21 protein-coding genes and 4 pseudogenes are annotated in these 23,385 nt (G+C 65.3%); 5 read left to right on the top strand and 20 right to left on the bottom strand.

The window, feature by feature from the left end; translation table 11 throughout:
• Nucleotides 1-221 (top strand): helix-turn-helix domain-containing protein (locus tag NMI01S_RS34585; RefSeq protein WP_157126505.1); only part of this gene is annotated, 221 nt, incomplete at its 5' end.
• Between the two features lie 392 nt (nucleotides 222-613).
• Here NMI01S_RS34585 and NMI01S_RS33035 read toward each other — a convergent pair.
• Nucleotides 614-2,449 (bottom strand): acyl-CoA dehydrogenase family protein, encoded by a 1,836-nt coding sequence (locus tag NMI01S_RS33035; protein WP_157126504.1) that lies wholly within the window; start codon nucleotides 2,447-2,449, stop codon nucleotides 614-616.
• Between the two features lie 117 nt (nucleotides 2,450-2,566).
• Between NMI01S_RS33035 and NMI01S_RS36175 the strand changes: the two genes are divergently transcribed.
• Nucleotides 2,567-3,121 carry a hypothetical protein gene (locus NMI01S_RS36175; RefSeq protein ID WP_245717132.1) on the top strand — a complete coding sequence of 185 codons (555 nt, stop codon included), beginning with the start codon at nucleotides 2,567-2,569 and terminating at the stop codon, nucleotides 3,119-3,121.
• 35 nt (nucleotides 3,122-3,156) lie between these two features.
• On the opposite strand, the pseudogene NMI01S_RS36325 reads toward NMI01S_RS36175, so the two are convergent.
• The 7 genes and pseudogenes from NMI01S_RS36325 to NMI01S_RS33000 all read right to left on the bottom strand — a co-directional run.
• Nucleotides 3,157-3,273 (bottom strand): annotated as a pseudogene (locus NMI01S_RS36325) (LGFP repeat-containing protein); the annotation flags it as partial.
• 282 nt (nucleotides 3,274-3,555) lie between these two features.
• A pseudogene (locus NMI01S_RS33020) lies at nucleotides 3,556-4,599 on the bottom strand (NAD-dependent epimerase/dehydratase family protein); the annotation flags it as partial.
• A 132-nt stretch (nucleotides 4,600-4,731) separates the two neighbouring features.
• Nucleotides 4,732-5,729, bottom strand: a pseudogene (locus NMI01S_RS34575) (cytochrome P450); the annotation flags it as partial.
• Nucleotides 5,726-6,268 carry a hypothetical protein gene (locus NMI01S_RS33015; RefSeq protein WP_157126503.1) on the bottom strand — a complete coding sequence of 181 codons (543 nt, stop codon included), beginning with the start codon at nucleotides 6,266-6,268 and terminating at the stop codon, nucleotides 5,726-5,728. The pseudogene NMI01S_RS34575 and the gene NMI01S_RS33015, both read right to left, overlap by 4 nt.
• Before the next feature lie 140 nt (nucleotides 6,269-6,408).
• The gene (locus NMI01S_RS33010) at nucleotides 6,409-8,097 is read right to left on the bottom strand and encodes a nitric oxide reductase activation protein NorD (protein ID WP_063002666.1); all 1,689 of its coding nucleotides are present in this window, start codon (nucleotides 8,095-8,097) and stop codon (nucleotides 6,409-6,411) included.
• Complete coding sequence (locus tag NMI01S_RS33005) at nucleotides 8,094-8,912, bottom strand: CbbQ/NirQ/NorQ/GpvN family protein (protein ID WP_063002665.1); 819 nt, start codon at nucleotides 8,910-8,912, stop codon at nucleotides 8,094-8,096. Before NMI01S_RS33005 ends, NMI01S_RS33010 begins: the two co-directional genes overlap by 4 nt.
• Before the next feature lies 1 nt (nucleotide 8,913).
• A complete protein-coding gene (locus NMI01S_RS33000; protein WP_063002664.1) occupies nucleotides 8,914-10,086 on the bottom strand; it encodes a spirocyclase AveC family protein in 1,173 nt (390 codons plus the stop codon).
• A 207-nt stretch (nucleotides 10,087-10,293) separates the two neighbouring features.
• On the opposite strand from NMI01S_RS33000, the gene NMI01S_RS32995 reads away from it, so the two are divergent.
• Nucleotides 10,294-10,920 (top strand): TetR/AcrR family transcriptional regulator, encoded by a 627-nt coding sequence (locus NMI01S_RS32995; protein WP_063002663.1) that lies wholly within the window; start codon nucleotides 10,294-10,296, stop codon nucleotides 10,918-10,920.
• A 46-nt stretch (nucleotides 10,921-10,966) separates the two neighbouring features.
• Here the strand turns inward: NMI01S_RS32995 and NMI01S_RS32990 are convergent, their stop codons facing one another.
• The 12 genes from NMI01S_RS32990 to NMI01S_RS32935 form a co-directional block, all read right to left on the bottom strand.
• Nucleotides 10,967-11,248 (bottom strand): ABC transporter permease, encoded by a 282-nt coding sequence (locus tag NMI01S_RS32990; RefSeq protein ID WP_063002662.1) that lies wholly within the window; start codon nucleotides 11,246-11,248, stop codon nucleotides 10,967-10,969.
• 30 nt (nucleotides 11,249-11,278) lie between these two features.
• Nucleotides 11,279-12,463, bottom strand: coding sequence for a spirocyclase AveC family protein (locus tag NMI01S_RS32985; protein WP_063002675.1), 1,185 nt, complete (start codon nucleotides 12,461-12,463; stop codon nucleotides 11,279-11,281).
• Nucleotides 12,464-12,589: 126 nt separating this feature from the next.
• Nucleotides 12,590-14,131: an aldehyde dehydrogenase gene (locus tag NMI01S_RS32980; protein ID WP_084513467.1), complete on the bottom strand. Its 1,542-nt coding sequence runs from the start codon at nucleotides 14,129-14,131 to the stop codon at nucleotides 12,590-12,592.
• 35 nt (nucleotides 14,132-14,166) lie between these two features.
• Complete coding sequence (locus NMI01S_RS32975) at nucleotides 14,167-14,487, bottom strand: hypothetical protein (protein WP_063002661.1); 321 nt, start codon at nucleotides 14,485-14,487, stop codon at nucleotides 14,167-14,169.
• A gap of 47 nt (nucleotides 14,488-14,534) precedes the next feature.
• Entirely contained in the window at nucleotides 14,535-15,782 is a 1,248-nt protein-coding gene (locus NMI01S_RS32970; RefSeq protein WP_157126502.1) for a metal-dependent hydrolase family protein, read from the bottom strand.
• Complete coding sequence (locus NMI01S_RS32965; RefSeq protein ID WP_063002660.1) at nucleotides 15,779-16,108, bottom strand: hypothetical protein; 330 nt, start codon at nucleotides 16,106-16,108, stop codon at nucleotides 15,779-15,781. Before NMI01S_RS32965 ends, NMI01S_RS32970 begins: the two co-directional genes overlap by 4 nt.
• Nucleotides 16,105-17,373, bottom strand: a complete 1,269-nt coding sequence (locus tag NMI01S_RS32960; protein ID WP_063002659.1) for an aromatic ring-hydroxylating oxygenase subunit alpha — start codon at nucleotides 17,371-17,373, stop codon at nucleotides 16,105-16,107. Before NMI01S_RS32960 ends, NMI01S_RS32965 begins: the two co-directional genes overlap by 4 nt.
• 23 nt (nucleotides 17,374-17,396) lie before the next feature.
• A complete protein-coding gene (locus NMI01S_RS32955) occupies nucleotides 17,397-18,236 on the bottom strand; it encodes a TauD/TfdA dioxygenase family protein (RefSeq protein WP_063002658.1) in 840 nt (279 codons plus the stop codon).
• A 48-nt stretch (nucleotides 18,237-18,284) separates the two neighbouring features.
• A complete protein-coding gene (locus tag NMI01S_RS32950; RefSeq protein WP_063002673.1) occupies nucleotides 18,285-18,620 on the bottom strand; it encodes a hypothetical protein in 336 nt (111 codons plus the stop codon).
• 5 nt (nucleotides 18,621-18,625) lie between these two features.
• Nucleotides 18,626-19,915 carry an aromatic ring-hydroxylating oxygenase subunit alpha gene (locus NMI01S_RS32945; protein WP_063002657.1) on the bottom strand — a complete coding sequence of 430 codons (1,290 nt, stop codon included), beginning with the start codon at nucleotides 19,913-19,915 and terminating at the stop codon, nucleotides 18,626-18,628.
• On the bottom strand, nucleotides 19,912-20,529 hold the full coding sequence (locus tag NMI01S_RS32940; RefSeq protein ID WP_063002656.1) for a carboxymuconolactone decarboxylase family protein: 618 nt from the start codon (nucleotides 20,527-20,529) through the stop codon (nucleotides 19,912-19,914). The genes NMI01S_RS32945 and NMI01S_RS32940 overlap by 4 nt, the downstream gene beginning before the upstream one ends.
• Nucleotides 20,526-21,293, bottom strand: coding sequence for an SDR family NAD(P)-dependent oxidoreductase (locus tag NMI01S_RS32935; RefSeq protein ID WP_063002655.1), 768 nt, complete (start codon nucleotides 21,291-21,293; stop codon nucleotides 20,526-20,528). The genes NMI01S_RS32940 and NMI01S_RS32935 overlap by 4 nt, the downstream gene beginning before the upstream one ends.
• 261 nt (nucleotides 21,294-21,554) lie before the next feature.
• Here NMI01S_RS32935 and NMI01S_RS32930 point away from each other — a divergent pair, with 261 nt between their 5' ends.
• Nucleotides 21,555-22,184 (top strand): TetR/AcrR family transcriptional regulator, encoded by a 630-nt coding sequence (locus NMI01S_RS32930; RefSeq protein ID WP_063002654.1) that lies wholly within the window; start codon nucleotides 21,555-21,557, stop codon nucleotides 22,182-22,184.
• Nucleotides 22,185-22,681: 497 nt separating this feature from the next.
• Nucleotides 22,682-23,385 (top strand): annotated as a pseudogene (locus NMI01S_RS32925) (DDE-type integrase/transposase/recombinase); the annotation flags it as partial.

Here is a 23,385-nt window from a genome sequence, read left to right as displayed (position 1 = left end):
ACACAACTGTTGCCGAAGTAGCTTCACACTGGGGTTTCACTAATCTCGGGCGATTCGCTCGAAGCTACCGCCACGAGTTCGGCCGCCTCCCTTCCGAGACGATACGCCTGACCGAGGAAACCACCCCGAATCGCGCGCGCTCAGACGGTATCTGTTCTACGAACGACGGTCAGCCGGAATGCGAAAGCATCGAAAAGAAGACGCGCAGAGGCGCATCCTGACTGGGTGGCATCGCATCGCTGCCGGCAGTCTCAGTTTTTCGAGAAGGGAAGAATTCGATGCTGCGCACCACCTCGCCCCCAGAAGACTCGGTCCCGATACCTTTCGCTGTGCAGGCGCCGGGGCAGTGCCCTGACATCTGCGCCGCCGCGTGACAAGCGGTCCGAGTGGGTGACCGCGATCCTCTCGCACGTGCTCGACGATTCGCCGACCGTACTGGCGGGTCTTGCTGCTCTACGACGGGCAGGGTAGTCCCTGGCGCGTTCTCCGCGTTGCGGGCGGCCGGAGCCGAACCGGCGAGCTCCGGACTGGCACGGATGGCCAAGGCGCCGAGTTGCGCGCGAGGTAATGAACGAGCTCGCCGAATGGTGAGCCCGCCGGGAACGCGGCCGGCTCACCACGTCCGATCCCAGCCCGCGCCGCGCAGCCAGCTGCGCTGATAGTCCTCGCCTACGTGCGCCGACGGCACCAGTTCGGCGTCTACTCCGAACGCCTCGACCAGCACGTCCAGTCGCGGCACGAGGGCTGCCGAGAGGCGGTCGCCGGTCGCCAGGAGGTCCGCGACCCGTCCGGCGTCGAGGCGTCCCACAGCCACATACCAGGCAGCGTGCTCGACCACCCGATCGATGGCGAACAGTTCGGCCAAGGTATGTAGCACCACAGCGGATTGTCCGGTCGCCCTGCGAGCTTCGTCATGCAAAGCGTGTGCCGCGTAGGCGACGGCGACGGCATCGGCGATCGTCAGCGCCGTGCATTCATCGATCTCTCCCGCCGCCCCGGCCAGTCGGCGAGCTCGGTCACCGAGCAGAATCGACGACGGCGACGCCTCCGCCGCGGGCCGTGGTAGCGCGGCGGCGTCGGTGTTGGCCGCGACCCGACCGGCCGCCACCCGCAGCATTTGGTTCTCACCCTCGGCTGTGATTACGGCCTGTGTGAGCCCGATGTAATCGCTGATCATATTGTCCCGGAACATGCCCTGCGCACCGAACCGCTCTCGGCATTCCTGCAGCACCGACAGCGCGGTCGCCGACAGCAACGGCTTGGCCAGCATGCCGCGCGCGTATCCGTCGTCCCGCGCGTCGGGGTCCCCGGACAGGGCGGCGCGGGCGACATTGCCCAAAGCCGTCGTGGCATACAGTCGCGCCACGGCCCGTACCAGCGGGACGGCAACATTTTTGCGTGCGATCATCGGGATCCTGTGGGCGGTGTGCCGCTGGTGGGCATAGCGGACGGTCAGCCAGGTCGCGGCACGCGCGGCCGCCAGCGCGCCCGCGGCCAGCGCGACGCGCCCGATCTGCAGCTGTTCGGTCGAGCGCCGGAAACGGTCGCGCAGATCATCGGTCTCGCAATGGAATTCGCCGTTCTCGTCGAAAAAGGCGATGCCGCCGGACAACCACGCGCCCTCCTCGACCGGCACGTGGTCGAATCGGATCATCGCGTTATCCATCGGACAGAAACCCTTGTCCGGCAGGCGGTATACGGAAACGCCAGGGGCCAGCCCATTGGCGTCGCGCAAGGTGAGCAGAAACGGGAACACCCCTTCATCGCGGTCGTCGACGATAAGACGCGCGGCCACGACGACGGTCCGGAGAATGCTCTCCTCCCCCACATTGGGCATGAACTTGCAGGCAATCGGGTCCGGTGTGTGGAGGACGAAATGACGGCGGTCGGAATCCCATCGCGCTTCGGTGCGCAGTTCGAGAACGTTGGTGCCGTAACCCAACTCGGTCAGCAACAGCACACCGACGTGCCCGCCGTCGTCGAGGCGAGCCAACGCCGCGCGCTGGACCGCCGTCCGGTCGCCCAGCCTTTGGATCGCGCCGACAGTGAGGCTCAGATGGCCGCTGAGCAAGGGGAACATGTCCGGTGCCGCGACCGCCGCCCAATCGAACAACGCGAACACCAGCCGCGAATCCGACGCGATTACGGAGGATCGTCCGAGTGCATCCACCGCCTTCCGCAATTGCCGATAACCTTCGAAGACACGGGTGCGGTGCGACTCTCCCGAAACCACCGGACGAATGGTCGAGGCCACCGCGGACCTGGCCCGCTCATGAACGCCCCACTGTCGGTCGAAGATCATGTCCCGGAGTCCGCGCACGACCGCGTCCTCGTCCGAGTCGGTGTAGTCGATCGAAATGGAATTCGCTTGCGTGGACATAAGCAATCTCACCCCTGTCGAATTTTCTACGCGGCAGTCCGAGCTGCTCGCGGCAAAGCGGTTCGACAAACGAATGCCCCTCGGGAAGATCAATAGTCACATTTCTTTTACCCTGGACCGTTTCCGCGCGGATGGTGGCCATTTTGCGCGGCGATGTTTGCCGCGTTCTCTTCGGGATTACCGTGAGTGTTCCCGGAAATCGAAACCACATCGGGAGAAACAGCCGTGAAAACTTTCGCTTCAAGGGCGTTGCTGGCAGTGCTCGGCCTCTGCGCTGCGCTTCTGCTCGTGCCGGTGGGCTCGGCGCATGCCGCCACCCTGCTCTCCTGCGTCGGCACCGAGACCGACACCTACGATCCCCCTGTGACGCTGACACCGCAGATGACGACCATCCATGTGGTTGGAAATCTGCCCCTGTGCCCGCTGGGCGGCTCCGTGAGCTCGGTGCGCTGGGACTACAGCACCAGCAACATGAAAAGCTGCGTAGACTTGCTGACACCGAACTCCGGCACGATGAAATTGCTGTACAACGACGGTCTGACAAGCGATTTCACCTACACGACCACCATAACGGTCGTCGGCGGCAACAACGTCGTGACCCAAACCGGCACGATTACCGCCGGAGAATTCGCGGGCGCCACCGCGGAAGCCGTGAAAACGCAGCTCGCGATCGATCCGCTCTGCATCGGCGGAATCGCCTCCTCCGCCGGCGCGACGACCTTGACCATCGTATCGGTGTAATCGCTCATCTCCCGCGCGTGACCACTCGCACCGTGCTCGAAGCCGTTCATTCTGCCCTGTCCGTCGGGCCGGACCATCTCGTCCGAGGTCGGATACCCGAGCACACCTGCCTCCCAGCCGTTGCGCTGCCGCGCGGCAAACAAGTGATTCATTACCGGGTGCGGGACTTCTTCACAGTCCGAGCGCATCTATCCCGGGGTCAGCGTGCGGCGTGGATTCTTCGTCGGCGTCCATTTGTCCGACATCGCTTGCCGGCCACCAGAGTTCGGCGCAGTGCACGAAGCACGCTGTGGGGCAACGGTTGTCGGGACGGAGGGCGTGGGCCGATTTGCGAGCGACGGTGTCGGCCGCATTGTCGATCGGGGTGGCGGTGAAGTCGATGTCAGTGTGGCGAGACGAACACGCGGCCGGGCCCTCTACGGAAGTCGTCGAGGTCATTTCGGTTCGGGGTATGGGTCGCCGAACCTGAGCTGAATCGCGTTCCAGGGATCGGCGAACGGTCGCCGCGTGTCGCGGTAGGGCGACATGCGCCGCAACCAGAAGCGCACCAGGGGCGCTGCGGGACGCAGCAGGTAGTGGTACCAGCCCACCTTCGCGCGGATTTCGTCGAGCATGCCGGGCCAGGAGTGCTGCTGGAATGCGAGGACTTGCTGGGACCGCTCGGTGTCGACCCAGTCGGTGGTGAACCAGCCCTCGTCGTTGTCAGGGTTGCCGACAGCACCGGCGGGGAACACATCACCCAAACCCAGAGCGCCGGTGACGGAGCCCACTACGTCGTGCTGGCGGTGCCGATGTGAACGGTCGCCGGCGATGAGGAAGACCTCACGCGTCGCAGTCACCGTCAAAGCGGCCTCGAACGCGACGGCGACGTCTCGGACGTCCACGGTGTGGATCCGCCCGTCCGCCGGCAGCGCGGCCTCGAAATAGAGCATGTCGGTGCTGATTGCGAGTCCGCCGACACCGACCGACAGGACCCCGCCGAGCCGCAGGACACTCCATTCCAGTGATGACGCGCGCACCAACTTCTCCGCTTCGGCTTTCTGTGTCCCGTAGATGTCGACCGGCCGGATCGGAGTGGCGGGTGCGAGTACCGCGTCGGTGCGATGCGGGTTTCGCGGACCGTAGACGGCGACGCTGGAGGCTTGGACGAACCGCGGTGCGGTGGGCAACTTCTCGGCCGCGCGCAGCAGCGCCGCGGTCGCGTCCACGTTCACCGCATCGGCCAGATCGGGGTGGCGATAGCACAGCGGCGGGATAATCGCGGCGAGATGCACGATTCCCGTCGGTGCGACGGTGGCGATCAGGTCGTCCACCTGGTCCGGGTCCGTCAGGTCGGCCCAGCGGACACGCAGCCGGGGCGCAGCCAGTGCGCGCGCCACGCGACGGTTCGAGGGAAGGTCCAAGTCGGTGGCCACCACCTCCCGGCCGGTATCGAGTAACCGCCGGACCGTCGCCCTGCCGACCAGACCGAACGCGCCGGTCACCACCACCGGACCGCTTCGGCGTCCGTTCGGATCGTTTCCTGCCTGAGTGAAGGCGGTCATGAAGGATGTTCCCTTCCTCGGCGAGCGCCCGGATGGACGCCGGAGCGGTATTGCGGCTTCATTCGCGCGTCGGAGTGGTTCGTCGAGATCGGCTCCGAGGCGTCGCCCAGGGGTGAAGGTGGCGGGAAGTTGACGCATTCCCTGGATGATCCCGATGGTTTCGTAGTGCACCGTGCCGGCAGGGTCGCAGACGTAGTCCGGCATACGGTCGAGCACAGCGACGAGCATGCGTTTGAAAACGACGCGGGCGACGTTGGATCCGATGCAGCGGTGGATTCCGAGACCGAAGCTGAAGTGGCGGTTGCGTTTTCGGTCGAGAACGACGCAGCGTGGGTCGGCGAAGACCGTGGCGTCGCGGTTGGCCATCGCCCACGACAGCCACAACCGTTCGCCTTCTCTGAATTGCTGTCCCGCGACCTCGCAGTCCGCCGAGATGGTCCGGCCGTCGCCCGGCGCGGGGGTGAAGTAGCGCAGGAACTCTTCGGTGGCAGAGTCGAGGAGCAGGTCGAGATCGTCCGGTTTCTCGCCGTCGATTCGCATGGCGGCCAGCGCATCGATCAGTCCCGGGCGCGGATGCTGCCGGATCTCGTGCAGGTTCGCCAGCAGGTCCATGCCCATCGCCATGTTCATTTTCGGTGACCCGCGGCATGTCCGGTGAGTCGGGCGGGGTGTAGACGGAGGCGTGGGCGGGTTCGTTGTAGACGGACCACTTCGCCAAGGGAATGCCGAGCATGGCCAAAGTAAGAACCAGGATGAGTAAGAACCAGGATGCCGCCGCGCATCGGGATGGCTTGGGTGCCGGAGGGGATCGTGATGCCTTGGTACCCCCGTCGTTGGCGGTGGACGTCGCGGTCGTTGGACACGTAAGGGCAGCGCGCCAGTTCGAAGACTTCCCGGTTCCCGGCCGCAACCCAATGCCCGCCGTAGGTATCGGTCCAGGCCAGCGGGCAACGAGCGTGCATATCGTCGGTGATGGCCCGGAACCGGAATCGGTATTCGGGTGTGTGCCGGTCGAAATGGTATCGGCGGCGACCGACTTGTGCCGCAGTCTGTTCGGTGTTCACTGTCGTGTCCTCTCCGGCGGCGGTGGCGATATCGCGCGCCGGTTATCGCGGATCCGGCCTGTCGAGGCGGGCACCGACCGTGCCCCGCCGACGGCACGGAACGACTCGATGCCCGATACCGGGGTGTCGTCGACCGCTCCCGTGCGGCGTGCCGCGAGGGCGTGGGCCCGAGATTTGAATGCCAGCGCGGCAAGGCTGGCCCGGTGCTGCGCCTGTTCGGTGTGACGTATCAGATCGGGATCGTGGGTATCGCCCCACAGCGTCGTCTCGGGATCGCCGGTGTCGAGAGATCGTGTGATCCAGCGGCGTACCGCATCGTCGAACGTTCGCTCGTCGCCGATGACCGCCAACTCTCGCGGGGTGGCGCCGTGCGAGGAAGGAGGCACCGTCGCCAAGTCGACGACATCGGCTCCGAGCATGCGTAGCGGGACGGGATCGTGTGGATGTGCGATCAGGACAGTGACGTCGCAGCCTGCCATGACCCGGTCGAACAGCCATCCCCCGGCCAGATCCACCACCTCGTCCACACGGTGGGCCACGACTACCAGCCACCCTCGCGGAGTGTGCTGGTGTGCACGAGCGATCACCTCCACCGCGGACGTCACACCGTAGAATCGGCCGGCGCACTCGGGTGGCACCACATCCATCGGCTGTCTCGCCCTTCCATCCAGTTGCCGCGTCATGTGCGCGCCGGTTTCGGTGCGCTGAGCTCCCGCAGGGAAGCCAGGAACAGCTCGTCCATACGTGGGCTCAGTTCGGCGAGCGTTGTGGCGCTCGCGTGTCCTGCGGTACCGAAAACGCGCTCGAGCGCTGGGGTGTCGGTGGCCGCACCGAGCGACAGACACAGGCACCCGACACCGTCGCCGCGCAGTTCTTCGAGCGCCTTGCATGCGTCGGCTTCGGCGTAGCGGCCCTCGTAGCCGTCGTCGTAGGGAAACCCGTCCGACAGCACGAGCAACAGTCGATTGCGTGTTCCCGCTTGGGATTTGAGTATTTCCCCCGCGCCGCGAATGCCGGCACCGAGACGCGTGTAGCTGGATGGCTGGAGCTGGTTGAGCCTGGCTCGCCCCACGGCGCTGAAGCGCTGTCCGAACGTTTTGATCGCCGGGAGATGTACGGCGTGACGCCCCTGTGATCGAAACGCGTAGACCGCGACGCGGTCACCGAGCTCTTCGAGAGTGACTGCGAGCGTGGCGGCCGCGCGGCGCTGATGGTCGTGGACGGCAAAGCCGTCGGGGTCGGTATCGGTAGCCGACCCCGAGGCGTCCAGGAGGATCAGGACTCCGAGATCGCGTTCGAGTTTGAGGTGCTCACGGTAGACGTTCTCGGGAGGCGAGTGGCCCGAACGCAAATCGACGAACAGGTCGATCAGCGCCTCCAGGTCGAGTTCGTCTCCGTCGGGACGGCCGCGAAGAGCCTTGGGGCCCAAGCCGACTCGAGCCAGGCGCCGTCGCAGCACATCGTCGGCGGGGACACCGGCCGCCGCGACGTCGGCGTCGGCGGTGAAGGGGAAGTCGATCACCCGGCACCACTCGGGACGGTAGCGCTGGTGGTGGACATCCCATTCCGGATACAGGGCCCCACCCACGCCGACCGCGGCGCCGGGCTTGCCGTCGTCGGTGAACCGGATCCGTGCGGGCAGTGGTCGCGCGTGCACCCCGACCATGCGTGCGCGACGCACCGCGCGAACGGGCGCCTCGGCACCGGCAGGCCCGTCCCCGGCCGCCCGCGTACTCCCCGACTGTTTGCGGAAGAAGTCCATGAGGGTGCGGGAACTGAACAGCGGATTCTCGAAGAGCTTCGCGATCTTGCTTTCCCCGGACTGCTCGGTGTCGCCGTCGTCGTCTGCGTCGGGCAGGTCGAGGGGATCGAATTCCAGGCGAAGTTCGCGGTCGGTGGGCCGCGCGCCCGCACCGGCGACAGGAGCCAGCAGACGGGACGGTTTGATGACGCCGAACCATTCCGGTGGATCGGCGACCGCACCGCGGCCTCTGGCGATCGCCAATGACTCGTCGGCCGTGGACGTCTGTGGCCGGTCGCCGAGATCCGACTGCGCAACGAGCGGAACATGGGTGGCGAGTTCGGCAAGAACCCGGGTGCCTTCCAGGGCCAGATAACGTCGAGCGACCGCCGGACGCGCCCGCAACGATTTCACCACGCGCTGATCCAGGCTTCCCGCACCGAGCAACGCGGCCTGGACCACGACCTCTCGGCGCTGGTCGGCCGACGGGCCCGCCGTGACGAAGATGGCGTGACCGTTGGTGTGGGCGGCCGCCCCGGCGGGTGCCTGCGTGACCTCGACCGCCCGGCCGGCGAGATAGGTCGCCAGCAACCGGAACCGGTCGAGGCCGTTCGGGTCGGCAGTCATGTCCGGGGCAGTACGGCGTCGACGAGTTCGCCGAGGGCGCGGACGACCTCATGGTCGTCCGAGAGCGCTCGCACGATCGCGGATTGGACGGCGCTGCGGAGGCTGAGCCCCTCGGCCACCAAACCGCCGGCCAGGACCAGCATTCGAGTGGACGACACCTCCCGCAGCGGCGAACCGTCCAGGTTGCGGATAGCGTTGCCTACGGTGACCAGCGCGCGTGCCGTACCCGCGTCGACCCCGGCCTCGTGCACGACCACTTCGATCTCGATCTCGGCGGGCGGGAACCCTAGTTCGATCGCGACGAACCGCTGGCGCGTCGATTCCTTGAGGTTCTTCAACACGCTCTGATACCCGGGGTTGTAGGAGATCACCAACTGGAAACCGGGCGCCGCCGACAAGGTGGTGCCGAGCCGGTCCACCGGCAGTTCACGACGGTGATCGGCGAGCGGGTGGATCACCACCGTGGTGTCCTGGCGCGCCTCCACCACCTCGTCCAGATAGAAGATGGCCCCCGCACGCACGGCCCGCGTCAACGGCCCGTCCACCCAGACCGTCTCGCCGCCTTTCAGCAGGAAGCGGCCGACGAGATCCGCCGAGGTCATGTCCTCGTGCCCGGCCACGGTGATCAGCTCACGCCCCAGGCCTGCGGCCATGGCCTCCACGAAGCGCGTCTTGCCACATCCGGTGGGGCCCTTCAGCAAGACCGGCAGACCACGTCGCGCCGCAGCGCCGAAGACTTCCACCTCGTCACCGACCGCCTTGTAGAACGGCGGGGCCTCGAGGATCGTGGCCGCATTATGGTTGTTGGTCGACATCTCAGTTTCCCCGATCGAACGGAACGGTTTTCGGGAGCTCGGTGCCGGGCGGTAGCACCAGCCGGCCTTCCGGATCGATATAGCCGCTGTCTTTTCCGGGTATCGGGAGCGCCGGATCGGGACATAGCCGCCCCGTCCCCTCGCCACAGATCCCCATGTCGAAATACGAGCGCTTCTGGATGTCCTCCGGCCACGACTCCGCGTGCATACCGAACCACTGGGCGGGGACGTTGTAGAACACGAAGAAGAACACGCTGCACGCCGCGAATATGGCCAGGAACCGTGTGAACTGCTGTTTCACGAAGCCACCCTGAATTCGTTCCAGGCCGCGTTCCACGAAAGTCCGGCCCCGGTCGTCGGTGAAATAGCGGAGCGCGCACAAACCTGCCTGCACCCCACCCCACATCAGCCCCTCGTACAGCGGCCACTGGTAGTAGGTGCCGGCGTTGATCGACAGCGACTTGATCGCACCGGGGTAGGTGAAAAGCCCCATCGGCATCAAGAACAGACCCTCGATGACGAAATCGAAGATGAACGTCCACACGATCAGCACGCCGATCAAACCGTAATTGTTGAGCCGCGGCCACTGTTTCTTGGCGCGGCGCATGATCCAGCAGCCCAATATGGTGCACAACAGCACACCGTAGGAATAGCCCGGCGCATTCATCAAGATGGGCTCGGCCATCATGCGACCGGGTTCTCCGTAGGAATGCCAGCCAGGAACGTACTGGACCCACGAGCCCATATTCCACATCCACGTGTTATAAGTGCTCCACGTGTTGAAGTAGTTCAGGAGAGGATCCTGGAACCACAACAAACCGCAGGCCACCAACAACATGCCGTCGAGCGTGATGCGACGTTCCCGCCGCCACGGCCGGATGATGAAGTAATAGATCCCGACCGGGAGACCGACAATGATCACCGCCGTCCACGTGATCAGGATCGCCTTCATCAACGCCGGTGGGTCACTCGGCCCCTTCGGCACCCGCTCGAAATACGGGCCTGTCACCCACCGAATCCACACATACAGCTGAAAGGCCAGGATCAAACCACCGAGCACAGCCCAGATCCGGACCGGCTTGCCGCGGGACCGAACCTGGGAACCCACTGCGGTCACATCAGCGGCGGATTCCGTGACAACGGGGGTGGTCTTGCTGTCGGACGGTCCACTCATGACACCGTCTCCTTTTCGATTGTCGCACTGCGGCGCTCGCGCCTCCGGCCGCAGAACACATGCAGAACGGCGGGGAGGTGCGACACCCCGGACAGTCGGGGTTTCGTCGGCGGAAAGTGCCTCGTCCGTGGCGGCCGACTCAGCCAATATACCAACTAGTATCTCAGAATCCAATGGGTCTCTCGGAGACTGGGTAGACTGATCGGCATGGTGGAACGGTGGACAGTGGAGCGGCGCCTGGAGCACACTCGATCTCTGCTGTTGGATGCCGCCGAGGCGGTATTCGCGGAAAAGGGCTTCATGTCGGCGACCCTCGACGACATCGCCGGCACGGCCGGTTATACGAAGGGCGCCATCTACAAGCACTTCACCGCCAAGGAGGACCTCTTCCTGGCAGTGAACGAGCGTTATTGGCGCCGCTACTTCGAGACGTTCGCCGAAATGATCTCCGCCGCAACCCGAGTCGGAGCCCGAGAACTCGACGAAATCGCTCAGCGGTGGCGTCAACTGAGCAACGAGCGTGGCGCCGCGCAGGCCGCGCTCGGTTACGAGTTCACCCTGTACCTGCTGCGCAACCCGGACGTACGAGAACGAGTCGCCGACAGGCGACAACAGGTGGCGCACGCATTGGCGGCTTTCGTCGCCGAGGGCCTCGACCGAATCGGGGCCACTTTGACGATTCCTCCGCTGACCTTCGCGAATGTCCTCATCGCCACCACCGATGCGGTCGAACTCGGCAGTCAACTCGACGACCTCGACCTCTACCGGCCGATTCTCGAAATGTACGTCTCGGCAGTCAAATTGCCCGCCGAACACACCGCGACGACGGACTGATTTCGCTCCCGCAAGCTGGGATGTCGGTGATCGGTATCCAAGAGCTCTAACCACTGAGCCGCGCGCGACCGGCGGCGATTCCTACACCTTCGGGACCACCGGTGGAGTAGTAGCCGAAGTAGCGCTGGATCGTGGTGGTTACCACCACGAACACAACACCTTTCGTGAGTGAGTAGATGATGTCGGTGCCGCTGAGCACCATGCGGAAGTAGTGCTCGTAGGTGCCGGGAGAGTGGCTGCCGGCGATCCCGAGGGCGAACCGGACGGCGATGAAGTTGGCCGCCAGGCACACCGGATACAGCGGGACGATGGCGGCCACCGTCGGCATGGATCACCACTCGCCCTTGATCGGCCGCGCTCATTTCGCGTGTTCGAAAGGCACGGTCTGCGGAACTCGAGCTCCGTCGGGCAGTATCAGCTTCCCGTCGGTGTCGATGAATCCGGATCGCTTGGTCGGCACCGGCAACACGGGGTCAGGGCATGGCACGTCCGTACCGTCACCACAAATGCCGCCGTTGAAGTACGAGCGCTTAAGGTGATCGGCCGGCCAGGGGTCGGCGTGCATGCCGATCCACTGGGCGGGCACGTTGTACAAGACGAAAAAGCATACGCTGACCGCGGCGAAGACCGCGAGGAACCGAGCGAATTGCTGTCGGGCGAATCCCCCACGGATGTGATCCAATCCGCGCTCGACGACGGTGCGACCACGGTCGTCGGTGAAATAGCGCAGGCAACACAGACCGGCCTGGACCGCGCCCCACATCAGCCCCTCGTATATCGGCCATTGGTGATAGGTTCCCGCCGCGAACGACACCGATCGTGTGGCTCCGGGATAGGTGTAGAGCCCGAACGGCAGCAGGAAACACGCCTCCATGACGAAGTCGAGCACGAACGTGAAAGCATAGGTGGCCAGGATGAGCCGAAGATTGGTGATATTCGGCCAGCGCGATTTGATCCTGCGCATCACCCAGCAGCCGAATATCGTGATCATCAAGACCCCGGCGGCGTACCCGGGAGCATTGACCAGCAGCGGCTCGGACACCTGGTGACCGGGCTGCTCGGGCGACACCCAACCCGGGATATCCGACGACCACGACCCGCGATTGAACAGCCACGTGTTGTAGGTGCACCACGTGTTGAGGTAGTTCAGCAACGGATCCTGAAAGAACATCAGGCCCATCGACACCAGCAATATGCCGTCCAGAGTGATTCTGCGTTCGCGGAGCCAGGGCCGGACGATGAACCACCAGATCGCCACCGGCAGAACGACACACACCACGACGGCATTCATCGTGAGGAAGGCCTTCATGTACATCGGCGGGCTGTCCGGTCCGCTGGGTACCCGCTGGAAATACGGCCCGGTGATCCATCGCACCCAGACGTACACCTGCAGTGCCAGCAGCAGCCCGCCGGCCGTTGCCCAGACCTGAACTCGCTTGACGCGGAGGCGATCCTGCGCCGCCGGCTCGGCGGCTTCACCGACCCCGATCGTCCGGCCGGGACCGTCTGTCACCGTGGGCTTTTCACTCGACAGCTCGCTCATGAGAGCCTCCCATATCAGATTCTCATCGGTCAATTCAGCGACCTTGGGCAGGCCGCGCAAGCGCCTTTTCCACACGAGAAATCGGTTGTGCGCATGCGGGATTCGGCGCAAGCGAAGTCCGGGTGCTCAGCGCCGCCCGATTCGGCGGTGATCGACGCTCAGCGCCGAAAGCCGGCTCGCCGAATGCGCACCAGGGCGCATTGCCGACGCAGGGGATCGGAGGCCGGCTGCGGCGGAGATGGATTTGGTCTCGAGGAAGCCGTCGAGGCCTTCGCGGCCGAGCTCCCGGCCGATGCCGCTGGCCTTGACTCCGCCGAAGGGTGCGGCCGGGTCCATACTGTAGGCCTGGTTGATTCCCAGTGTGCCGCTGCGGATTCGGTATGCCATGGCTGTCGCGCGGTCGATGTCGGGTGTCCAGATCGAGCCGGAGAGCCCATAGTCGGAGGTATTGGCCAGTGTGATGGCTTCTTCGTCGTCACGATAGGGAATGGCACACAGGACGGGGCCGAAGATCTCCTCCTGTGCGATCCGCATCGAATTGTCGACATCGGCGAACAAGGTGGGGCGGATGTACCAGCCGCGGTCGACACCGGCCGGGAGGTCGGTGCCCCCGACCAGCAGTCGAGCACCTTCATGGCGGCCCTTGTCGATGTAGTCGCGAATGCGTCGTTGCTGGCGGCGGGCGACCATCGGGCCGACCTGGGTTGCGGGATCCCCAGGATCGCCCACCGTGAGTGAATCGACCATGTCGGCCAATGTCTCGGTGAATTCGTGATATCGACTCTGCGGCAAGAGAATTCGGGTCTGCGCGACGCAGGCCTGTCCCCCGTTCATCAGCCCGGCCACGGCTATACCGGCAGCGACTGCCGCGGGGTCGGCGTCATCGAGTACGACGGCCGCGGATTTTCCGCCGAGTTCGAGACTGACCTTGCGCAATGCGGCTCCGCAGGCCGCAGCTACCTGACGGCCGGCGGCCGTCGAGCCGGTGAACGACACCTTGTCGACCCCAGGATGCCCCACCAGATAGCTGCCGGTCTCGCGATCTCCGGGCAGGATGCTGACCACGCCGGGAGGCAGGTCGAGTTCGGTGAGCAGTTCCGCGAGAATATAGGCGTCCAGCGGAGTCTCGGGGGCGGGTTTGAGCACGACGGTGCACCCTGCCAGCAATGCCGGGATCAGTTTCACCACTGTCGTGAACATCGGCATGTTCCATGGCACGATAGCGGCCACCACTCCGACGGGCTCTCGCCGCACGGTGACGTCGGCGCCGAGCAGCCCGGATCTGGTTTCGTCCCAGGGATGTTCGGTTGCCAGCTCGGCGAACGCGCTGATCAAGGCGCCGGGCAGTCGCGCCTGCGCGGAGCGGGAGAAGGTGATCGGCGCCCCCATTTCGGCGGTGACGATCTCGGCGATCTCCTCTCGCCGGGTCTCGTATCGCACGGCCAGTTCCCGTATGACCCCGGTGCGTTCGGCCGGGTCCAGTCGTGGCCACGGGCCGTGATCGAATGCCGACCGCGCGGCCGCGACCGCGCGGTCGACGTCCGCGGGGGACGCGGCCGGGACGGTGGCGATCGGCTGCTCGGTGTGCGGGGAGATGACCTCGATCGCGTCCGCGCCCGCGGGCGTGACCCAGTCACCACCGATGAACAACTGTTGTCGTGCAGGCATGGTCACCTCGTCGCGTAGTTCTGTGCAGCTGCGGATCAGGCTGTGTGCGTGCGGATTTCGCGATAGAGCCGGACGGTCGGCGGCGGATCGGTCCGGACCCCGACCGGGGTGGAGAAGGTGCCGGATTTGCTCGCCGCGGCCAATTGGGCCTGTACGGAGGTGATGTCGTCGGCCTCGATCTCGTAGACGGCGAGATAGACGTTCTCGCCGTCCACAGGTGCGAACCGGCGGGCGGCGACCACTCCCGCGAGACCGAGCATCTCCTGCATATGGGTTCCCTCGTACCACTGGTGGTAGGCGGCGGCTTGCTCGTCGGAGGCGGGACGGGTTTCGACGTAGAGGATTCCCTTGGGCATTGTTGTCTCCTTGATCACCGAAAATGCGAGTGCGTGAGATGTCGAGGTCAGGCGTGTTTGACGATGCGGCCGTCCTTCATCACGAACCGCACGTCCTGCAAGGCGGTGATGTCGGCGGTCGGATCCCCGGGGACGGCGATGATGTCGGCGAGCAGTCCGGGTGCGAGCCGGCCGCGGTCGTCGGCGTCGATGAGTTCGGCGCTGGTGACGGTGGCCGCGCGCAATGCCTGCGCCGGTGTCATCCCGCGATCGACCAGTGCCCACAGCTCTTTGGCGTTGTCTCCGTGCGGTACCGCGGGCGCGTCGGTGCCGCAGGCGATCTTCACCCCCGCCGCGATCGCCTTACGTAGCGTTTCCCGAGCGCGCGGGAAGACCTCGGCCGCCTTCTTCTGCAGTGCGGGCGCGGCTTTGGAGACATCCAGTCCTTCGGACAGATAACTCGTGGGCACCAGGAAGGTGCCGTGTTCGACCATCATCGCGAGGGTGTCGTCACTGGCCAGCGAGCCGTGCTCGATGCAGTCCACTCCGGCCCGGATACAGGCGCGGATGCCGGCGTCGCCGTGCGCGTGCGCCGCGACCTTGATGCCGGCGCGGTGGGCCTCGTCCACGATGGCAGCCAGTTCCTCGTCCGAATATTGCTGTGCGCCGGCGACGGTGCCGTGCGACATCACTCCGCCCGAGGCCGAGATCTTGATGACCCCGGCGCCGTATTTGATCTGGTAGCGCACGGATTCGCGCACCTGCGGCACGCCGTTGGCGCGGCCCTCCTCGACGCTGACCGGCATGATGTGCGGGGCCAGTCGCTGGAACATCGTGGGATCGAGGTGTCCTCCGGTCGGGGTGATGGCGTGCCCAGCGGAGACGATGCGCGGTCCCTCGACCCACCTCTGGTCGATGGCGCGGCCCAGATCCACGTCGAGCAGGTAGCCACCGGTCTTCACCATGAGCCCGAGATTGCGGACGGTGGTGAACCCGGCGTGCAGGGTCGTGCGGGCGTTGATCGTCGCGCGCAGCGTCCGGTAGACCGGGTCGTCCTGCACTCCGTGCAGGGGATTGGGCAGGCCGGACGGATTGTCGGGACCGCCGATGAGGAGGTTGATCTCCATATCCATCAGCCCCGGCAGCAGGGTGAGGTCACCGAGTTCGACCATCCGGGCGCCCGGCGGTGGCTGCGGCGGATCGATCGCGGTGATCGTGTTGCCTTCCACCGCGATCGAGGCGGGAGAGTGCACCTCGCCGGTGTCCACGTCGACCCGGCGCGCCGCCCGCAGCAGCAGGGCCTCGCCGGCGCTCACGGGACCGGCTCGATCACGCAGTCCAGTGCTGCCACACCGGTATCGGGCACTTTCGGCTGACTCCACACCTCGACGGGGAACGACACCGTGATCATGGAATACAGCAGATACAACAGGTTCTGCACCTCGTCGGGCAGCTCGTCGAGCGGGAACGCGTCGCAGTAGGTCAGCACGTCCTCGGCGCGCGCGGTGATCGCGTCGTAGAACCGCTGCATTTCGTCCATCGTGCTCGCCAGCCGCTGGGCGTATCGTTCGCGTTCGCTGGGCAGGCACCAGGTCGGCGCATACGGTTCGAGATCGGCGAATTCGCTCGGCAACATCGTCATCGCGGTGCCACCTGCTCCCGGCAGTAGTCGGTGACCCAGTCGCCGGCGACCTTGTGCAGGTGGCGCAGCAGGATTTCCTGGTCGTTGAGCGGAAAGGTCGTCACCGCACGGGATTCCAGCATGATCTGGGTCGCCTCCAAGGTGCTGCTGTCCTGCAACCCGTATTCCTTGAACGTCACCGCGGCCATCTCGTGGGCGACGCGTTCGCGCGCGGTGCGCGCCGGTGGGAAATACAGGTTGCCTTCGAAGATGTGGGTGTTGTGCGAGGTGGGCCAGTAGTGATAGGTCAGATACCAGCCGCCCGACCAGATCAGGATCACGAAGTTCGGCCACAGCTGGAACGAATCGAGTCCCCACGGATCGCAGCCGGCCGGATTCAGCCCGGCGGGCATCGGCCCGAGATCCGGTGTGTCCCAAGGCCCGAACAGTCCGCTGCGGGTGATGTCCTCCATGGGCTTGCGCATCTCGGGGTCCAGTTCCCAGGTGACCACACCCGAGGTGCTGACCAGCCGATGCGGCCCGTCGAGCTGATAGTGCGGCGCCTCGAAACCGGCCTGCTGGGCGGCGACGGAGAAGTTGTCCGGTGTCTGCTTACCGTGCAGCACGGGGGCGTGGTAGAACTCCTGGAACGCGTCCATGTACAGCTTCCAGTTGGCCCCCACCTCGGAGCGATAGCAGAACCGCTCGGTGAGCTTGTCGAACGGATAGCCGTCCAATCCGGTGATCAGCGGGCCGAGGAATTCGAGCAGCGTCTGCCGCGGTTGCGGGGCGAGATTGACGAAGATGAAGCCGGACCAGATCTCACAGTGCACGCGGGCGAGTCCGTGTGTGCTCTTGTCCAGGTCGAAGAATTCCTCTTCCTGCTGGACGAAATTCAGTGCGCCGTCGAGTCCGTAGCGCCAGCCGTGGTATTTGCAGGTGAACTGCCGGCAGGTTCCCGCGACTTCTTCGCGCGGTAACTCGTTCCACACCAGTTTGTTTCCGCGGTGGCGGCAGATGTTGTGGAAGGCGTTGATCTGTCCGTCGCGGTCACGCACCACGATGACCGAGGTATGGGCGGCGGCGATCTCCTTGGTGAAGTAGCTTCCGGTGCGTGGCAGCTGTTCCACTCGACCGACATTGAGCCAGGCGCGTTTGAAGATCGCTTCGCGCTCGAGTTCGAAGAACTCCGGTGAGATCGAGTCCTCGTAGGACATGGGCGCGGTGCCGAGTTCGGGATAGTGCTGGGTCCAGCTGCCCTCGGCGGGCTTGGGCCATCGCGGCATGGGATGCTCCTGGAAACGGTGTGTCATCGGATGGGCTCGTCACCGAGGACGGTGGTGCGCAACATTTCTCGCGGCGATCCGGAGTCGTAGGGCGTCGCGCGGTGGATGACGCCCCGGTTGTCCCAGATCACTGTGTCGCCGACCGACCATTCGTGGCGGTAGACGCGGTCGGGTGCGGTGCACCGGTCCAGCAGATCGTCGAGCAGTCGCCTGCTCTGCTCCGGATCCATCCCCACGACGTGGTCGGTCGAGGCGCCCAGCACCAGGGATTTGCGACCCGTCTTGTGCGTCCAGATCAGTGGATGCTCCTTCGACGGGCGGCGGTGCCAGGCGGCCAGTTGCTCCGGCGTGGGATCCGGCGTGACGAGGCGCTGGGAGGCCTCGAGCGAGTGGACCACCCGCAGGGCCGCCAGCTGCTCCCGTTCGGTCTCGCTCAAATTGTCGAAAGCCTTGTAGGTGGAGGCGAATTCGGTGTCCCCACCGGACGCGGCGACCGCCTTGGCCGACAGCATGGTGGCCATCTGCGGGTAGGCGTCGTCCTGCGGTGTGCAGCCGTCGATATGCCAGTCGAAGGTTGCGCGCAGATAACTCGCGGAGGAGTTCTTGCCGGTGTCGAGGCTGACCCGGTAGATCCCCTCGACCGGATGATGTCCGGGTTCGGTGTCGATCGGACCCAGTTTGCGGCAGAACGCCACCTGCGTCTCCGGATCCAGGTGCAGATCTCGAAAGACCAGGACGCCATGGGTTTCCAGGGCATCGAGTATGGTGGCGGCCACGGTGTCGTCGGTGAGCAACTGATCGCGATCCACCCCTGAGATCTGCGCGCCGACATCGGTGCCGAGTGTGTCGATGGTGATCGTCATATCGGATTTCCTTCCGCTTCGCGCCGAATACGGCTGCGGGAGTGGGTCTTACGGCATGGGCTCGGCGATGCGGGTGAGCACGGCATCGGCGCAGTCGGTGGGTGTGGGCTGCTGGAAGATCTCCACCGCCATGGCGACCATCACCATCGAATAGATCAGCCGCAGCAGGTTCAGCGCGTCGTCGGGCAGCTCGTCGAGCGGAAATTTGTCGCAATAGGCGATGGCCTCGTCGAGGCGAGGGAGGAAGGCGTCGTGAAAGCCGACCAGTTCCGGCATGGGTGTCGCCATCCGGCGAGCCCAGCGTTCGGATTCGGCTGCCAGACACCAGGTCTGCGCGAACCGCTCGAATTCGCCGAATGCGGAGGGCAGCAGGTTCTCGGCCATCTCGATCACACCTTCACCGGACCGCGCCGGTACGCCTCGACCCAGTCGGCGACCGCCTTGTGGAAGTGACGCACCAGGATCTCCTGGTCGTTCACCGGGAATTCGGTCAAACCCGCGGTGCGGTAGGCGGATTCGAGTGCTGTCTGCGTGCCGGTGAGCATGCCGGCGTCCTGCAGAGCGAACTCCTTGAACACAACCGAGGCGACTTCGTGTTCGATGCGTTCGCGGACATTGCGGGCCGGCTGGAAGCAGAGCATGCCCTCGAACCGATGCGTGTTGTAGGAGGTCGGCCAATAGCGGTAGAGCAGATACCAGCCGCGATAGATGAGGATTTCGATATTGGGGAAGATCTGGAAGTTGTCGATACCCCACGGATCGACACCTCCCGGATTCAGCCCCGGCGGCATCTCCCCCAGTTCCGGCGACTCCCACGGACCGACCAGCCCACTGCGCGTGATGCGTTCGATCGGATACATGTATTCGGGCGGGAGCGTCCAGCGGCGCGGGCCACCGGTGGACACCACCCGGTGCGGGCCGTCGATCTGGAAATGGGCGCATTCGAACCCCTTCCCGGTGCGGACCGCGCCCGGGATCTGCTGTGGGTGCAGGCCGGGGACGTGGTAATACTCCTGGAAGGCGTCGGCGAACAATTTCCAGTTGCTGTTGTTGTCGGCGCTGAATTCGTACCACTCGGTCATCGCATCGAACGGGTAGCCGTCGAGCGCGGTGATCATGGGGCCGAGGAATTCACGCAGGGTCTGGCGCGGTTCGGGATCGAGGTTGACGAAGACGAATCCGTTCCAGACGTCACAGTGCACCCGGGCCAACCCGCGGTTCTCACGGTCCAGATCGAAGAATTCCCCTTCCTGCTGCACGAAATTCAGCGCGCCGTCGAGTCCGTAGCGCCAGCCGTGATATTTGCAGGTGAACTGCCGGCACGTGCCCGAGACCTCGGCGCGCGGAAGTTCGTTCCACACCAGCTTGTTTCCGCGATGCCGGCAGATATTGTGGAAGGCGTTGATCGAGCCGTCGCGATCGCGCACCACGATGATCGACGTGCGGGCGATATCGATTTCCTTGGTGAAGAAGCTGCCCGTGCGCGGAAGTTGTTCCACCCGGCCGACATTGAGCCAGGCGCGTGTGAAGATCGCCTCGCGTTCGAGCTCGAAGAACTCCGGGGATACCGAATCCTCGAACGAGACGGCCGCGGTGCCGAGTTCGGGATAGTGCTCGGTCCAGCTGCCCTCGGGCGGTTTGGGCCATCGGCGGGGTGTGGACTGTTCACGCTCGCTCACGGCTGTTCCTCCTTCTGCGGCGGGGTGGGTGCGGCCCGGTCCATGCCCGGGTCCAGTGGCAGGTCGACGCTGTTGAACACCAGCGCCAGGCACAGATACGACCCGGCCACGAACAGGATTTCGAGCAGTTGCCGGGCGTCGAAGTGGGCCGCCAGCCCGGACCAGGTGGCGTCGGTGACTCGATGCCGGTCGAGCAGTTCGTCGGCGGCGGTGAGCAGCAGTCGGTCCACGGCCGACCAGAGCGGGTGCGCCGGACCGTGGGCGACGGCGTCGACATGGGCCGCGCCGATCCCGTACTCGGCTCCGATCCGCACGTGCTGGGCCCATTCGTAGGCCGAGTCGGTGCGCCGCGCGATCCGGAGTATCAGCATTTCGCGACAGCGCGGGTCGAGTGCGGGCTGTTCGAGCAGCACGCCGTTGTAGGCGAGCCAGGCAGCGGCCAATTCGGTGTGGTGGCCCAGGATTCCGAGCACATTGGGCATCGGCGGTGCGTCGGGACGGCCGGACAGATACCGGTCGGCCAGCCGCACGTGACCGCGCAACATGCTCCGGGCCCGCTCGTCCCACTGATCGGCCGGCAGCGGCGCCAGCCGCCGTGGCGAGGCGGTGGTCATATGACGGACCCGCCGTTCACGCCCAGCACCTGCCCGGTGATGTATCCGGCCTGATCCGAACACAGGAACAGGCACGCCGCCGCGATATCGGCACCACTGCCGAGATGGCCCACCGGGATGGCCTTGGCCATGGTCGCGTTGTCGGGCAGATGTCCGGCTGCCTGCGACTGCCGGGACATAGGGGTGTCGATGCCCGACGGAGGAATGGTGTTGACGGTGATGCCGCGGGCCGCGTACTCGCGTGCGAGGGCCTTCGTCATCGCGACGACGGCGCCCTTGGATGCGGTGTAGTGGACCATCCCAGGCGAGCCGCGTTGCGCACTGGACGACGAAATCGTCACGATCCGTCCCCAGCCGCCGGCGACCATATCCGCAATCGCGGCCTGGACACAGTGGAAGGTCCCGGTGAGATTCACGCCCAGAACCCGGTCCCACTCCTGCTCCGAGATCTCGGTGAACGGCGCGAAGCCCACCGCACCCGCGCTGGTGACCAGGATCTCGACCGCGCCGAATTCCGCTCGCACCGTGGCCAACGCCTTCTCGACCGCACCGCGATCGGTCACATCGACCTCGCAGGCGATCACATCGCCGCCGGTGCCGCGCAGCTCCGCCGCCGTGTTCGCGGCCGCCTCACCATCGATATCGAGGACCGCCGTGCGGTAACCGTGGCCGGCGAAGGCGCGGCAGATATCCAGCCCCATACCGGAGGCCCCGCCGGTCACGACGGCCACGCGCCCGGAACCGGGCACAGGATCGTTCGTCATTCGATTCGCTCCTCAATTCATAGGTCGGGTCCCGCACGAGAGGCTCAGAAGCGGTTAATCGAACGATTAATTAATCGAGTGATTAAGATATACGGCAGCGCCTGCGCCGATGTCAATAGCCATACGCCGCAGGCACATTCGCCGACGCGATGTCAAGGGAGCTGATCGAGCGTCGTACACTGACAAAACAGGTGGTCGCAGGCGGTCACCCCGTTGTGCCGCGATGATGCGGCGTGGATCGCGTCCACAGGAGGCCATCAGATGAAACCGGGCCGCCACGCGGACCCAGAGAACTCCCCCACGCGCGCGGCGTTCCTCGACGCCGCCGAGCAGATCATGCTCGAGGACGGATACGCCGGAGTCAGCACCCGCCGGTTGGCGACCCGCGCGGGCGCGAACTCGGCGTTGGTGTACTACTACTTCGGCAACATGGACAATCTGTTCGTCGAACTCTTCCGGCGCGGCGCCGACCGCAGCTACCAACGCCAGCTCGATGCCCTGAAGACGCCGCAGCCACTGTGGGCGCTCTGGGAGGCGATTCACGACCAGTCCCAGACCGCTCTGACCATGGAGTTCATCGCGCTGGCCAATCATCGCAAAGCCATTCGCGCCGAAATCTCGGAGTCCTCCAAGCGATTTCGGAAACTACAGCTCGATGCGGTATCGAAGATATTGGCCGAGTATCGCTTCGAGTCCGATAGCTACACCCCCGGCGCGATCGTCCTGCTGATGTCGAGCATCTCGCGATTCCTGCGCATGGAGGAAGCCTTCGACGTGCATCTCGGCCACCGAGACGTAACCGAACTCATCGAAAATCTGCTGCGAGACCTCGAGGGAGAACGCATCCCCACCCCCACCGGCCCAGGGCTCGGAATACCTGAACCCGAATGAAAGACGCGATGCCCCTCGCCCACCTTCTCGGTTCCACGGAGGACGGTCGCACACCTCGACCGTGGCGCGGGTGGCGTAGCGGGAGTGGCGCAATGCCGGCCCGTCCGGCTGTTCGGCGCGGTGATCTCGTTGGCCTTCTCCACCGGTTTCCGGCTCATCCCCGCACCCGCGGGGAGCACACGACGCCCGCTAGCCTCGGCGGTCTCGACCAGCACGCCAGGACCGGTTGCCGCGCAACCGAACTCGCGCGTGCCTGAGGACTCCGACACGCTCGCTCGCTGAAAGACCCTCAAAGATGGCACCAATTTCCGTCCGCCTATCCGTACGGTCGCTTCCGCCCGCGGCTCCGGCTGAAATTTTGACTTAGTGGGCAAAGAAGAGCTCAATTGCCACCCGGTGGCCCGGGATTCCCATCACGAAGATCAACGCGCTGCCGATCGGCGAGATGTACGAGTGGCGCCGACGATTTCCGGATCGGAGGTGTCCGGCGAACCCATCGTCGGCAACCCACCGCCACTGCGGCCGAGACAGTGGCCCGCATCGCGTCGCTGCGCCGATCCAACAAATGGCCCGCTACCCGGATTGCTCTCGAGCTCAACAACTCCGGCGTTGATATCTCACGACGGACCGTGACCCGGCATCTGTATCGGCTGGGTTTGAACCGGCGCCGGTTCATCGACCCCACCGGCGCGCTCAACCGGGCACCACGCACCATCGTGGCCCGCCGGCCCGGGCACATGGTGCATGTCGATGTGAAGAAGGTCGGCCGCATACCCGACGGCGGTGGCTGGCGTGTCCACGGCAAGGGCTCCGTGCAAGCCAAGGCCGTGGACCGCACCAAAAAACGCGGCACAACAACCGGATACACGTATCTGCACTCGGCGGTCGACGGCTACTCCCGCCTGGCCTACACCGAAGCTCTCACCGACGAAAAGGCCGTCACTGCAATCGGATTCATGTTCCGAGCGCGAGCGTTCTTCGCCGCTCACGGCATCGTCCGGATCGAACGCATCGTCACCGACAACGGAGCCTGCTACCGCGCACACGACTTCGCGAAGGTCCTGCTCGGGGCACGACACCAACGCATCACGCCCTACACGCCCCCCACAACGGCAAAGCCGAGCGCTACAACCGGATCCTTGCCGAGGAATTCCTCTACGCCCGCGAATGGAACTCCGAATACCAACGATCACACGCCCTC

The organism is Nocardia mikamii NBRC 108933 (assembly GCF_001613505.1).
Lineage (GTDB): Bacteria > Actinomycetota > Actinomycetes > Mycobacteriales > Mycobacteriaceae > Nocardia > Nocardia mikamii.
Note: the sequence above shows the minus strand (reverse complement) of the source record. Positions and strands in the feature narration are given on the sequence as shown.

Bases quoted from the DNA above. Each gene is read 5' to 3' on its own strand.
- NMI01S_RS33010 (WP_063002666.1), bottom strand. From the start codon at position 8,097: ATGACTGCCGACCCGAACGGCCTCGACCGGTTCCGGTTGCTGGCGACC.
- NMI01S_RS33005 (WP_063002665.1), bottom strand. From the start codon at position 8,912: ATGTCGACCAACAACCATAATGCGGCCACGATCCTCGAGGCCCCGCCG.
- NMI01S_RS33000 (WP_063002664.1), bottom strand. From the start codon at position 10,086: ATGAGTGGACCGTCCGACAGCAAGACCACCCCCGTTGTCACGGAATCC.
- NMI01S_RS32995 (WP_063002663.1), top strand. From the start codon at position 10,294: ATGGTGGAACGGTGGACAGTGGAGCGGCGCCTGGAGCACACTCGATCT.
- NMI01S_RS32990 (WP_063002662.1), bottom strand. From the start codon at position 11,248: ATGCCGACGGTGGCCGCCATCGTCCCGCTGTATCCGGTGTGCCTGGCG.
- NMI01S_RS32985 (WP_063002675.1), bottom strand. From the start codon at position 12,463: ATGAGCGAGCTGTCGAGTGAAAAGCCCACGGTGACAGACGGTCCCGGC.
- NMI01S_RS32980 (WP_084513467.1), bottom strand. From the start codon at position 14,131: ATGCCTGCACGACAACAGTTGTTCATCGGTGGTGACTGGGTCACGCCC.
- NMI01S_RS32975 (WP_063002661.1), bottom strand. From the start codon at position 14,487: ATGCCCAAGGGAATCCTCTACGTCGAAACCCGTCCCGCCTCCGACGAG.
- NMI01S_RS32965 (WP_063002660.1), bottom strand. From the start codon at position 16,108: ATGACGATGTTGCCGAGCGAATTCGCCGATCTCGAACCGTATGCGCCG.
- NMI01S_RS32960 (WP_063002659.1), bottom strand. From the start codon at position 17,373: ATGCCGCGATGGCCCAAGCCCGCCGAGGGCAGCTGGACCCAGCACTAT.
- NMI01S_RS32955 (WP_063002658.1), bottom strand. From the start codon at position 18,236: ATGACGATCACCATCGACACACTCGGCACCGATGTCGGCGCGCAGATC.
- NMI01S_RS32950 (WP_063002673.1), bottom strand. From the start codon at position 18,620: ATGGCCGAGAACCTGCTGCCCTCCGCATTCGGCGAATTCGAGCGGTTC.
- NMI01S_RS32940 (WP_063002656.1), bottom strand. From the start codon at position 20,529: ATGACCACCGCCTCGCCACGGCGGCTGGCGCCGCTGCCGGCCGATCAG.
- NMI01S_RS32935 (WP_063002655.1), bottom strand. From the start codon at position 21,293: ATGACGAACGATCCTGTGCCCGGTTCCGGGCGCGTGGCCGTCGTGACC.
- NMI01S_RS32930 (WP_063002654.1), top strand. From the start codon at position 21,555: ATGAAACCGGGCCGCCACGCGGACCCAGAGAACTCCCCCACGCGCGCG.